We start from the raw sequence: 12,590 nt of genomic DNA, 5'->3' as shown, positions 1-12,590 counted from the left end.
TCGCCGCATTATACCCTGTGGCGTTAACCGTTAGAATGGACCAATTTACGATGACCTACCACCCAAAATCAGAGTTTATGCGTGTGATGATCGAACGCGGCTTTCTGGCCGACTGCACCGATTATCAAGCGCTCGACGAGGCGCTGATCGAAGGCATCGTACCGGCCTATATCGGGTTTGATGCCACGGCGAAATCCTTGCACGTGGGCAGCCTGATCCAGATCATGATGCTGCGCTGGCTTCAAAAGACCGGCCACAAACCTATTGTCCTGATGGGCGGCGGCACCACCAAAGTGGGTGACCCTTCGTTCCGCGCGGACGAACGCCCGCTGCTTGGCCCTGAACAAATTGACGAGAATATCGAAGGCATCAAGAAGGTTTTCTCCTCTTATGTCACTTTCGGCGACGGCACAAATGACGCCGAAATGGTCAACAACGCCGAGTGGCTTGATGATCTCAACTACCTCGATTTCCTGCGTGACATTGGCCGCCACTTCTCTGTGAACCGGATGCTGGCCTTTGAAAGCGTGAAATCGCGGCTGGATCGCGAGCAATCGTTGAGCTTCCTTGAGTTCAACTACATGATCCTGCAAGCCTATGATTTCCTTGAGCTAAATCGCCGCTACGGCTGTCTCCTTCAAATGGGCGGCAGCGACCAGTGGGGCAATATCGTGAATGGTATCGACCTTACCCGCCGCGTGCTCGACAATCAGATTTTCGGCCTTACCTCGCCCCTGCTCACCACAAGCGATGGCAAGAAGATGGGCAAATCCCAAGACGGCGCTGTCTGGCTCAACCCCGACATGCGCAGCCCTTATGAGTTCTGGCAGTTCTGGCGCAACACGACAGACGCTGACGTGGGCCGCTTCCTGAAGCTCTACACCGAGCTTCCGATCGAGGAATGCGAACGCCTCGGCGCGCTTGAAGGCTCAGAAATCAACGACGCAAAAATCCGCCTGGCCAATGAGGTCACTGCGCTGGCCCACGGTGCAGACGCCGCCGCAGCCGCCGAAGCAACGGCGCGTGAAGTCTTTGAAAAAGGCGGGATTGGCGCGGATCTTCCCACCTTCTCGCTCACATCCGAAGAGCTTGGCGAGGGCATTTCCATCGTGCAGCTTCTGGTGAAATCGGGGCTGGTGAAGTCTGGCAAAGAGGCAAAACGGCTCATTGCAGAGAACGGCGCGAAGGTGAATGACGAATCCCTCACCACACCGGGCTTGATGATCGACGCCGATGCATTGGCTGAGCCACTCAAGCTCTCAGCAGGCAAAAAACGCCACGCATTGGTTACACTCGTCGGCTGATTTATAACTTAAAAACAAAACGAAACGCCCGCCATTTTGAGCGGGCGTTTTTTATTGAGGTGGCGCACAGCTAATGCCCCCGCATCACTTGCCTAACATCCATGTGCCATCCGGCCAGAACGCGTGAAACGCGAAGGCAAACATCACGTCATGCGGCACATTCGCGCCACTCTCGGCATCATAAACACGGATCGTCCCCACATCCTTTGACGCGCCAATGTTTGCCTTGTCCAAAGCACTCGCTTGGCCAGAGGTCCAGTTGATCCGCACACCGCTTTCGGTAATCTCGCCCGCTTTTGCCAATCGCTCCATTGGCCATGCCTGCGAACCAACCCGAACAACACGCATCAACGGTGGAATATCATGGGGCGGGTTTTCACCGCGATAGAGGAAGGGGCGTCGCGAGCTGTCATAATTCTGATAGGGGTTCTGACCATAGGCCCTAGACCAGTTCGGCTCATCCATCACCAGCCCCTCGGGATTGCGCGCCGTATACTCGGCCCAGCTTTCCATCCAAGCCGGCAATTGAGTCAGCGTGTCGCCGGTATGCGCGCCCACAATCCCCTGCCCGACGGCTTGTTGCCACCAGCTCTCGGTCTCGCGGTCATACATCACCATGTCGGAATTGCGCAGCTTGCCCGAAACGCCAAACGTCCGAAGCTCGCCATTCACACGTCGATCAAACACGAGGCCAGAATTGCAAAGCGGACAAAACGTCACCGCGACGGGTGTTCCGCCGATCTGATCGTTTACGATCTCATGCCACATCAAATAACGGATCGGATAGGCACGCGGTTCCTGCACTTTGATCTCGACCGTAATCACCGGCTCACGATCATGGATGCGGGTCTCGTCACTTGCGTTAAGGAAGCGCGGGTCGCTCAAAGCCGGTATCCCGTCTTTGGGCGGCCCGCCAGAGAGGATTTCGCCCCAATCAGAAACCGAAGTGTTGTTAAAATCCGTCTGGGGCCATTCTCGTTCCCATAGAGCAGGGTTTGAGGATGCGACCTGTGGCATTAGCAACGCCACGGATGCCGTGAGTGAAAGCAACAGGGGTCTTAAGGGCATAATCCACCTCCAAGCGTAAGGTGGCAGCCTCTTTTCCGAGTTACCAGCCCATGTCACGCAGGAGTGACAGGCTGTTAACCGAATGAAATTTTGGGCTAATCTGGGATCGCGCGCCTAAACCTCGCAAAACTCAGCATAATCCAGCGGAAATTTTGGAAATTTGCGGGAATGGGGCGCAAAACCGCGTCTGCGCCCCAATATTCTTATTCGACGACTGTAACCGACTTCATGAAGTCAGGATCACTTACCGCGCCGTTCGGGCCATCGCCCTTTTTGATTGCATCAACAACATCCATGCCTTCAACCACATGGCCAACAACCGTATATTGCCCGTTCAGATGCGGGGCCGGTGCGAACATGATGAAGAACTGGCTGTTGGCGGAATCCGGATTTTGCGACCGCGCAACACCGACGATACCACGCTGGAAATCCGCATCGGAAAACTCGGCCTTCACATCAGGAAGCTCACTGCCGCCCATACCGGCGCGGCGGGTGTCTCCGCCTGTTTTACCGAATTGAACGTCACCGGTCTGCGCCATGAAGCCGTCGATCACGCGGTGGAACACCACGTTGTCATAGGCGCCATCGTTGGCCAGCGTTGTGAAACGCTCTACGTGGTTCGGCGCAAGATCAGGGCGCAGATCAATGACGATCGTCCCTTCGGTTTCGCCGCCCACTTCGATCACAAGGTTCGGGCCGGGTCCGTCTTCCATCGGGGTGGATTGTGCCTGTGCGGCGGAGTTCATGAACATCCATCCGCCCAGAACCCCTGCCCCAACGATCGACAGCGCCGAGATGATCAGCGTGTCGCTACGCATCTGCGGCCACCTTCATGGAGATCATGCGATCAGGGTTTGCCGGAGGCTCGCCCGCCTGAATCGCGTCCACATGCTCCATGCCCGACGTGACCTGACCGTAGACAGTGTACTGACCATTGAGGAAGTTGTTGTCGGTAAAGTTGATAAAGAACTGGCTGTTTGCGGAGTTCGGGTTTTGCGACCGCGCCGCACCAAGCGAACCGCGGCTATGTGGCACTTTGGAGAATTCAGCCGGAAGATCAGGCAGATCAGAGCCGCCTGTCCCTGCGCGGTGCAGGTTGAAGTTGTTTTCCATGTTGCCGTTGGCCACGTCGCCTGTTTGCGCCATGAAACCCGGGATCACGCGGTGGAACGCAACATTGTCATATGCGCCAGCACGAGCAAGCTCCTTGATGCGCTCAACATGCTTGGGAGCAACATCCGGAAGTAGCTCGATCACGACTGTGCCGTCCTTGAGTTCAAGAAGCAGCGTGTTTTCGGGATCTTTGTAATCAGCCATTTTGGCCTCCTTTTTATCCAATCGGCCTGAACTTATGCGCCCTATGCCCAAAGGAAAAGGGGAAATGGTTGACCTTGGCGGAGCTTTGCTGTGTGAAAGGGGCAACCGAAGCACAAACAGGAGCCTCTCATGGCCTGGAAAACCCTCGATGATATGCAATTGGCCGGAAAACGCGTTCTGACGCGGGTAGACGTGAACGTGCCCGTCGCTGACGGTGTTGTGACCGACGACACGCGGATTCAACGGATTTTGCCCACCGTGCGCGATATTCTGGCCGCTGGCGGCAAACCGATCCTGATGGCGCATTTCGGCCGCCCCAAGGGTAAAGTGGTTCCCGAGATGAGCCTGCGCGTTGTTGTGCCCGCACTTTCAAAGGCGCTTGGCTGCGAAGTCAAATTCGCGGATGGCAACTATGGTGCAGCCGTTGATGCTCTTGCCGAGGGCGAAGTGCTCTTGCTTGAGAATCTGCGTTTCAACCCCGGCGAAGAAAAGAACGACCCAGAGTTTGCCGCCCGCTTGGCAACGCTGGGTGATATCTATTGCAACGACGCCTTTTCCGCGGCGCACCGCGCCCACGCCTCAACCGAAGCCCTCGCCCGCTTGCTTCCTGCCTGCGCGGGCCGTTTGATGCAGGCCGAGCTTTCCGCGCTCGAAGGCGCGCTCGGCACACCAAAACGCCCTGTAATGGCGGTTGTCGGCGGAGCTAAAGTCTCCACCAAGCTCGAGTTGCTCGGCAACCTCGTTGAAAAGGTCGATCACCTTGTGATTGGCGGCGGCATGGCCAACACCTTCCTTGCGGCCCAAGGCATCGACGTCGGCAAATCCCTTGCCGAACACGAGATGACAGACACCGCCCGCGATATCCTCGCCAAAGCGAAAGCGGCTAATTGCAATGTGATCCTGCCAAGCGATGTGGTTGTGGCCCGCGAGTTTGCCGCCAATGCCGCCAACGAAACGGTTGCAGCGGATGCCTGCCCTGCGGATGCGATGATTTTGGATGCAGGTCCAGAAACAGTCGCCACCATTGCAGAGGCGCTTGCCAACAGCAAAACCCTGATCTGGAACGGCCCGCTCGGTGCATTTGAAATCCAGCCCTTCGACGCGGCCACCAATGCCGCCGCCAAACAGGCTGCTGAACTCTCTCGCGCAGGCAAGCTGATCTCTGTTGCGGGCGGTGGTGATACGGTTGCTGCGCTTAACAAAGCCGACGCGGCGAAGGACTTCACCTATATCTCAACCGCCGGCGGCGCGTTCCTAGAGTGGATGGAAGGCAAAACCCTCCCCGGAGTTGCGGCTCTGGAGGGATAAACGCCCTCGAGCGACCACCAGATTTTTTGCAAGGGCGCGGATCGGTATGCGCGCCCTTTTTCTATGCCCTCTGACGCCCCTGAAAAAGGGAAACAATTCCGCCCAAACTCTATTTTTAGCGAATGAAAATAATCTGTTAGCGCAACCATGCACCCTGTTAACGCTATCAGCATTGCAACTCGGTTCCAGCCCTGTATGGGGTAGTCTCAGGCCCGATTTGTAATCTCCAAGAGGATCATTCCATGAGAGCGACGCGCATTGTTCAAAAAATTCTAGCCAACTACGAAGGCGAAACTCCGGGTGTTAAGGCAAACCTCTGCCGCATCCTGATGAACGGCAAACTCGGCGGCACCGGCAAGATGATTATCCTGCCTGTTGACCAAGGTTTTGAACACGGCCCTGCCCGCAGCTTTGCACCAAATCCGGCGGCCTATGACCCGCATTACCACTACCAACTGGCGATTGATGCGGGGCTCAACGCCTTTGCCGCGCCGCTTGGCATGCTCGAAGCCGGAGCGGACACCTACGCGGGTCAAATCCCAACAATCCTCAAGGCCAACTCCGCCAACTCGCTGATCCCGTCTGAGGCCGCCAAAGACCAAGCGATCACCGCGAGCGTTGATGATGCGCTGCGCATCGGCGCATCGGCTATTGGCTTCACGATCTATCCTGGCTCCTCCGCAGGGCTCGAGATGTTCGAAGAAATCTCCGCCATGCGCGAAGAAGCGGCGTCCAAGGGCATCGCAACCGTTATCTGGTCCTATCCACGCGGCGAAGCATTGGACAAAAACGGCGAAACTGCGATCGACATCGCCGCATATGCTGCGCAAATCGCGGCACTCCTTGGCGCGCATATCATCAAGATCAAACTCTCGACAGATCATCTCTCCCTGCCCGAAGCCAAGAAGGTCTATGAAGACGAGAAGATCGACATCGCAACCCAAGCCGCGCGCGTCAGCAATTGTATGGACGCAGCTTTTGCGGGCCGTCGGATCGTCGTCTTTTCCGGCGGCGCAAAGAAAGGCGCCGACAGTGTCTATGATGACGCCCGCGCCATCCGTGACGGCGGCGGCAACGGCTCGATCATCGGACGCAACAGCTTCCAACGCGAGCGCGAAGATGCGCTGGCGATGCTCGGCAAGCTCGTAAACATCTATAAGGGCAAGGAATAACCCCCTTACCCTTTCGACAAACTTAAGGCCCGCAACCCCATGCGGGCCTTTTGCGTCACACCCCATCTCAGCTGTGAAAAAAACTTCACAATAGTCGAATCAAGGGATTCACACGACGAATCACATGTGGCATAGTCGCTGGGACCACCCCAAAAGAGGGCGGCACAACGAGGCAAGCATGAGTCAACCAAAGCGCAAATCCCTTCTGGGAGTCTGGGCCTATAGCATCGGCGCAACCGGACTTGCGGTCTATTTCACCTTTGCCGCTGTGCAGGGTGACTATGGTATTTTCAACCGTGTGCAGATCACCGCTGAAGCCGAAGCGCTCAAGGCGGAGCTTGCCGAGATTTCGCGTCAGGTTGCGGTGATGGAAAACAAGACCCGCCGCCTCTCTGACAGCTATCTTGATCTTGACCTTCTGGATGAACAGGCCCGCTCCGTGCTCGGCCTCATTCGCAGCGACGAAATCGTCGTTCGCTAACCCGCTGGCGCGGTAATTCGCGCCGCGCTTTCCCTTGATTTTCACCCAAAGCTGCCCCTGCGGCACTTTAGATTGTCGCGCCTGTAGATTTTCGCTTCCAAATAGTTTAATACTAAACTATCTGAGATTTCGAAAGAAGTTACGCGACGGAGGAGCCTCCTATGGCCGCTAAAAAAACATCAAAGAAACCAAACGTTTCCAAGGATGAATTGCTTTCCTACTACAAGGAAATGCTCCTGATCCGCCGATTCGAAGAAAAGGCCGGTCAGCTCTACGGCATGGGCCTCATTGGCGGCTTCTGTCACCTGTATATCGGCCAAGAAGCGGTTGTGGTTGGCATCGAGGCCGCCACCGAAGACGGCGACAAGCGCGTCACATCTTATCGTGACCACGGCCATATGCTGGCCTGTGGCATGGACCCCAAAGGCGTGATGGCCGAGCTTACCGGTCGTGAAGGCGGCTATTCCAAAGGTAAAGGCGGCTCCATGCACATGTTCTCCAAAGAGAAGAACTTCTATGGCGGCCACGGCATCGTTGGTGCACAGGTTCCGATTGGTGCGGGCCTAGCCTTTGCCGACAAATACCTCGGCAACGACCGCGTTTCTTTCGCTTATTTTGGCGACGGCGCTGCCAACCAAGGACAGGTTTACGAAACATTCAACATGGCAAGCCTCTGGAAGCTGCCCGTTGTGTTTGTGATCGAGAACAACCAATACGCCATGGGCACAAGCCTTCAGCGTGCCTCCTCCTCTCCTGAGCTTTATACACGTGGCGCAGGCTTCTCTATTCCTGGTGAAGCTGTGGACGGTATGGACGTTCTTGCGGTGAAGGAAGCGGCGGAAAAGGCTATCGCCCACTGTCGCAGCGGCGAAGGCCCTTATATCCTCGAAGTGAAAACATACCGGTACCGCGGTCACTCCATGTCTGACCCTGCAAAATACCGTACCCGCGAAGAAGTACAGAAGATGCGCGAAGAGCGTGACTGTATCGAGCAGGTTCGCGATATGCTGTTGACTGGCAAACACGCGACAGAGGAAGACCTCAAGGCGATCGACAAAGAGATCAAAGCCACCGTTAACGACGCGGCAGAATTCGCCAAGGAAAGCCCCGAACCCGCGCTCGACGAGCTTTACACAGATATCTATGCGGAGGCCTAGGGCATGCCGCATTTCGAAATCCATGCAGCGGACGTAGAGGCGGCAAAAGCCTTCTATACCGGCCTTTTTGGCTGGTCGTTCGCGCCCATGACTGGCGGCGAGGAGATGGGGTATCACCTCATCGAAGGCGCCGATATTGGCATGGACAAGGGTGTGACCGGCGGCCTGATGGCACGCATGGGCGACACGCCAGAAAAAGGCGCGCCTGTGCGCGGCGGCACCATGACCTTCGAGGTTGCGGATTGCGACGCCAGCTATGCTTGGGCGCTTAAAAACGGCGGGGACGAAGCCCTGCCACCAACCGATTATCCCGGTATTGGCCGGGCAGCCTATGTCGAAGATGGGCAAGGAAACATCGTGGGGATGATAACCCCGGCGGAAGGAGACAACTGATATGGCAACAGAAATTCTTATGCCCGCGCTTTCCCCCACTATGGAGGAAGGCACGCTTGCAAAATGGCTCGTCAAAGAGGGTGACACCATTGAGGCTGGCATGGTCATGGCCGAGATCGAAACCGACAAGGCCACCATGGAGTTTGAAGCCGTGGATGAAGGCATCCTTGGCAAAATCCTCGTTGAAGAAGGCTCCGAAGGCGTTGCTGTAAACACCGCCATCGCCGTGCTTCTTGAAGAAGGCGAAGACGCAGACGCTGCTGTAACGTCGTCAGCACCCGCCGCTTCGGAAGAAACCGCCGCAGAAGCTCCATCGGAAGCCCCTGCCCCTGCACAAGCCGCTGCACCTGTAGAGATCGTTGTACCGGATGAGCCGGAAATCCCAGAAGGCACAGAGATGCGCCCGACCACAGTGCGCGAAGCCCTGCGGGACGCAATGGCCGAAGAGATGCGCCGCGACGAAACCGTTTTCCTCATGGGTGAGGAAGTGGCCGAGTACCAAGGTGCCTATAAGATTTCTCAGGGCATGCTGGATGAGTTTGGCTCCAAGCGCGTGATTGACACACCAATTACCGAACACGGCTTTGCCGGGATCGCAACGGGTGCGTCATTCGCTGGCTTGCGTCCGATTGTCGAGTTCATGACGTTTAACTTCGCCATGCAGGCGATTGACCAGATCCTGAACTCTGCGGGTAAAACGCTCTATATGTCCGGCGGGCAAATGGGCGCGCCCATGGTCTTCCGTGGACCCAACGGTGCCGCTGCCCGCGTTGGCGCGCAGCACAGCCAGTGTTACGCCGCATGGTATGCGCATATCCCCGGCCTCAAGGTGGTGATGCCCTACTCCGCTGCTGACGCCAAGGGTCTGATGAAAACCGCGATCCGCGACAACAACCCAGTGATTTTCCTTGAAAACGAAATTCTCTACGGCAAGACATTCGACGTGCCGGTTCTAGAGGATTACACCGTTCCATTCGGCAAGGCGAAAATCTGGCGCGAAGGCTCTGACGTGACCATCGTGTCATTCGGCATCGGCATGACATATGCGCTCGAAGCCGCTGACAAGCTGGCCGAAGAAGGCATCTCTGCCGAGGTGATCGATCTACGGACCCTGCGCCCGCTCGATTACGACACCATCCTGAAATCTGTCATGAAAACAAACCGTTGCGTGACAGTCGAAGAAGGGTTCCCCGTAGGCGCCATCGGCAACCACCTGTCGGCAACGATCATGGAACGCGCATTTGATTACCTTGATGCGCCTGTTGTGAACTGCACCGGCAAAGACGTTCCGATGCCTTACGCCGCCAACCTCGAAAAACTTGCGCTTGTCACGACCGACGAAGTTATCGCCGCCGTCAAGCAAGTGACCTATCGCTAAGGAGATACCGGATATGCCTATTGAAATTCTCATGCCCGCGCTTTCCCCAACGATGGAGGAAGGCACGCTCGCAAAATGGCTCGTTAAAGAGGGCGACACAGTAAGCTCCGGCGATCTGATTGCCGAGATCGAAACAGACAAGGCGACGATGGAGTTCGAAGCTGTTGACGAGGGTGTTGTTGGCAAAATCCTCGTTGAAGAAGGCACAGAAGCAGTTGCGGTAAACTCCGTGATTGCTGTGTTCCTCGAGGATGGCGAGAGTGCTGACGACATTGGCGAAACAAGCGCTGCCCCTGCGGCCGCGCCTGCCGAAGCCAAGTCAGAAGAAGCCCCCGCCGCTGCTGAGGCACCTTCTGCAAAGCCCGCGCCTGCCGCACCACAGGCCGCATCGGGTGAGCGCATCTTTGCATCGCCTCTGGCGCGCCGCATTGCCGCTGACAAAGGTCTCGACCTCACTGATATCAAAGGCTCCGGCCCCAAGGGTCGCATCGTCAAAGCCGACGTTGAAAACGCAACCGCAGCACCGAAAGCCGCTTCAAAAGCAGCCGAGGCACCCGCCAAAGCCGCCGCAGCGCCATCCGGTCCGAGCGCAGATGCCGTGGCCAAAATGTACGAGAGCCGCGACTTTGAAGAGGTCAAGCTCGATGGGATGCGCAAGACAATCGCTGCGCGCCTTGCAGAGGCCAAGCAGACCATCCCGCATTTCTATCTGCGCCGTGATATCAAGCTCGACGCGCTGCTCAAGTTCCGCAGCCAGCTCAACAAGCAGCTTGAAGGCCGTGGCGTGAAGCTGTCGGTGAATGATTTCATCATCAAAGCCGTTGCCAACGCGCTACAGCAGGTGCCAGAAGCCAACGCTGTCTGGGCGGGCGACCGCGTGCTTCAGATGAAGTCGAGCGATGTGGCCGTGGCCGTGGCCATCGAAGGCGGGCTCTTTACGCCGGTCCTTGAAGACGCCGACATGAAATCGCTTTCTGCGCTGTCCACCCAGATGAAAGACCTCGCCTCCCGCGCCCGCGACCGCAAACTCGCGCCGCATGAATACCAAGGTGGTTCTTTCGCAATCTCCAACCTCGGGATGTTCGGCATCGACAATTTCGACGCCATCGTGAACCCGCCCCACGCCGGCATTCTCGCCGTGGGCGCTGGCAAGAAACAACCCGTCGTCGGCGAAGATGGCGAACTGGCCGTCGCTACGGTGATGTCGGTAACGATGTCTGTCGACCACCGCGTGATCGACGGCGCTGTTGGTGCGAACCTGCTCAACGCGATTGTCGATAACCTCGAAAATCCAGTGGCGATGTTGGCCTAACCAACAACGCGACCAACCTGAAATGCTACGGCGCAGAAGAGATTCTGCGCCGTTTTTCTATGCGCGCCCTTGCCGCACCCTTCAAATACCTATTGCAATCCAATAGGGTTAAGACTACCCGCCAGATTTCCGATACCCGAAAGCGACGGTGTACTCTAAATGCCCAAAAGAACGTCCAGACTTTTCACGCATAAGCTCGCCGATGCTTTGATGCTCGGCGCGATTGCGGTTTTCATCATCCTGCATTTAAACGGCGCAAACCTGAGCAAAGAAAACGGCGTACTTGAGAACGCACAGGTATTTGTCATTCTCTGTGGCGCGCTCACCTATTTGCTGCGCGCTTTGATTAACTTCGGAGCCCCCTACCGAGCCATTCAAGCCTATGCCATTTTCATGACCGCTTTCCTCTTCGCAGGCGCGGCTCGCGAGTTGTCATTTGGCAAAGTCTTCGGGTTTGAGCCGCAAGTGGTAGATGGCGTTAAATATGTCGTTGCCGCTTTGGTCGTAGGGTTATTGCTGGTCACGCTCTGGGCCTATTTCCGACCAACCCAATCCCGCTGGCAACAAACCAAGGATCTCCTGCGGAGCCGCACACTTCTGCATTTCTATGCGGCGTTCCTGATATTCGGCATTGCTGGTATCTTTGAAAAGGGTGACTTCGGCATGATCAAAAGTGTGTTCCTCGAAGAACTTCTGGAACTCACGTGTTTCATGGCGCTTTTACGTGGCGCACTGCTGCTTGGATGCGAAAGGCTTTGGAAACCACGCATGGACGCGTCAACCGCGGCAAACGCCTTGCAGCACCCATCTGAAGGCGCTGCTACTTCTCGATAACCTGATTCATGCTCTGCGCGGGCTGATCGCATCCTGCTTCGCCCACCACTTTTGCCGGAACACCCGCAACTGTGGTGCAAGGCGGCACCTCTTGAAGCACAACAGAGCCTGCGGCAATGCGGCTGCAATGGCCAACCTTGATGTTGCCCAAAACTTTGGCCCCCGCACCGATCAACACGCCATCGCCGATTTTCGGATGACGATCACCGTCTTCCTTACCTGTCCCGCCAAGTGTGACGGACTGAAGGATCGACACGTTATCACCGACAACCGAAGTTGAGCCGATCACGATCGAATGGGCGTGATCCATCATGATCCCCTTACCCACGCGTGCGGCGGGGTGGATATCAATGCCAAACATCTCTGAAGTCCGCATTTGGAAGAACCGCGCCATGTCGTGGCGCTCCTTTTTCCAAAGCCAATGCGACACACGATAGGCCTGCATCGCCTGAAACCCTTTGAAATAGAGCAGCGGCTGAATGAACTTGTCACAAGCCGGATCACGATCCTTCACCGCAACGAGGTCCGCACGCGCCGCCGTAGCAAGTGACGGATCATCGTCGTAGGCCTCATCCGCGATTTCGCGCAAAATCTGCTCCGACATCTCTGCCGATGCCAGCTTCAGCGAGATGCGGAAGGCCAGCGCCCGCTCAAGTGACGGGTGATGCAACAACGATCCATGCAGCATGCCACCCATCAAGGGCTCTTTGCGCACGGCTTCCTCGGCCTCGGTGCAGATCTGCGACCATACGGGGTCAAGCTCGCGGATTTTGCTATGTGTTTCGGCCATGGGGTGCCCTCGTCGTGCTTTGAATTCGTCAGGTCTACCTTATAGTAGATAGGACGAAACCGACAATCGCAAAGCT

At 56.6% G+C, this 12,590-nt stretch carries 13 protein-coding genes; 9 read left to right on the top strand and 4 right to left on the bottom strand.

Translation table 11 applies throughout. The features are described from left to right. Positions 1–50: 50 nt before the first annotated feature. On the top strand, positions 51–1,304 hold the full coding sequence (gene tyrS / locus N9C89_RS06030; protein WP_263952931.1) for a tyrosine--tRNA ligase: 1,254 nt from the start codon (positions 51–53) through the stop codon (positions 1,302–1,304). An 84-nt stretch (positions 1,305–1,388) separates the two neighbouring features. Here tyrS and N9C89_RS06025 read toward each other — a convergent pair whose 3' ends face one another. The 3 genes from N9C89_RS06025 to N9C89_RS06015 form a co-directional block, all read right to left on the bottom strand. Beyond that, positions 1,389–2,372, bottom strand: a complete 984-nt coding sequence (locus tag N9C89_RS06025) for a DUF3179 domain-containing protein (RefSeq protein WP_317134926.1) — start codon at positions 2,370–2,372, stop codon at positions 1,389–1,391. Positions 2,373–2,575: 203 nt separating this feature from the next. Continuing rightward, positions 2,576–3,190 carry a peptidylprolyl isomerase gene (locus N9C89_RS06020; RefSeq protein ID WP_263952930.1) on the bottom strand — a complete coding sequence of 205 codons (615 nt, stop codon included), beginning with the start codon at positions 3,188–3,190 and terminating at the stop codon, positions 2,576–2,578. After that, complete coding sequence (locus N9C89_RS06015) at positions 3,183–3,689, bottom strand: peptidylprolyl isomerase (protein ID WP_263952929.1); 507 nt, start codon at positions 3,687–3,689, stop codon at positions 3,183–3,185. The genes N9C89_RS06020 and N9C89_RS06015 overlap by 8 nt, the downstream gene beginning before the upstream one ends. Before the next feature lie 129 nt (positions 3,690–3,818). On the opposite strand from N9C89_RS06015, the gene N9C89_RS06010 reads away from it, so the two are divergent. The 8 genes from N9C89_RS06010 (at position 3,819) to N9C89_RS05975 (ending at position 11,724) form a co-directional block, all read left to right on the top strand. Further along, a complete protein-coding gene (locus tag N9C89_RS06010; RefSeq protein WP_263952928.1) occupies positions 3,819–4,997 on the top strand; it encodes a phosphoglycerate kinase in 1,179 nt (392 codons plus the stop codon). A 242-nt stretch (positions 4,998–5,239) separates the two neighbouring features. Next, entirely contained in the window at positions 5,240–6,169 is a 930-nt protein-coding gene (locus tag N9C89_RS06005) for a class I fructose-bisphosphate aldolase (RefSeq protein ID WP_263952927.1), read from the top strand. A 178-nt stretch (positions 6,170–6,347) separates the two neighbouring features. Next, positions 6,348–6,650: an FtsB family cell division protein gene (locus N9C89_RS06000; RefSeq protein ID WP_263952926.1), complete on the top strand. Its 303-nt coding sequence runs from the start codon at positions 6,348–6,350 to the stop codon at positions 6,648–6,650. Between the two features lie 161 nt (positions 6,651–6,811). Then, on the top strand, positions 6,812–7,807 hold the full coding sequence (gene pdhA, locus N9C89_RS05995) for a pyruvate dehydrogenase (acetyl-transferring) E1 component subunit alpha (protein ID WP_263952925.1): 996 nt from the start codon (positions 6,812–6,814) through the stop codon (positions 7,805–7,807). Positions 7,808–7,810: 3 nt separating this feature from the next. Continuing rightward, a complete protein-coding gene (locus tag N9C89_RS05990) occupies positions 7,811–8,200 on the top strand; it encodes a VOC family protein (RefSeq protein ID WP_263952924.1) in 390 nt (129 codons plus the stop codon). Between the two features lies 1 nt (position 8,201). Then, positions 8,202–9,578 carry a pyruvate dehydrogenase complex E1 component subunit beta gene (locus N9C89_RS05985; RefSeq protein ID WP_263952923.1) on the top strand — a complete coding sequence of 459 codons (1,377 nt, stop codon included), beginning with the start codon at positions 8,202–8,204 and terminating at the stop codon, positions 9,576–9,578. A gap of 13 nt (positions 9,579–9,591) precedes the next feature. Further along, the gene (locus tag N9C89_RS05980; RefSeq protein WP_263952922.1) at positions 9,592–10,890 is read left to right on the top strand and encodes a pyruvate dehydrogenase complex dihydrolipoamide acetyltransferase; all 1,299 of its coding nucleotides are present in this window, start codon (positions 9,592–9,594) and stop codon (positions 10,888–10,890) included. Between the two features lie 159 nt (positions 10,891–11,049). Further along, positions 11,050–11,724, top strand: a complete 675-nt coding sequence (locus N9C89_RS05975) for a hypothetical protein (RefSeq protein WP_263952921.1) — start codon at positions 11,050–11,052, stop codon at positions 11,722–11,724. Here the strand turns inward: N9C89_RS05975 and cysE are convergent. Then, positions 11,711–12,514, bottom strand: coding sequence for a serine O-acetyltransferase (gene cysE / locus N9C89_RS05970; RefSeq protein WP_263952920.1), 804 nt, complete (start codon positions 12,512–12,514; stop codon positions 11,711–11,713). The two genes, N9C89_RS05975 and cysE, sit on opposite strands and share 14 nt — an antisense overlap. Positions 12,515–12,590 lie beyond the last annotated feature (76 nt).

The organism is Halocynthiibacter sp. SDUM655004 (assembly GCF_026015885.1).
GTDB lineage: Bacteria > Pseudomonadota > Alphaproteobacteria > Rhodobacterales > Rhodobacteraceae > Falsihalocynthiibacter > Falsihalocynthiibacter halioticoli.
The sequence above is the reverse complement of the archived record's forward strand: the minus strand, read 5'-3'. Positions and strand labels throughout refer to the sequence as shown.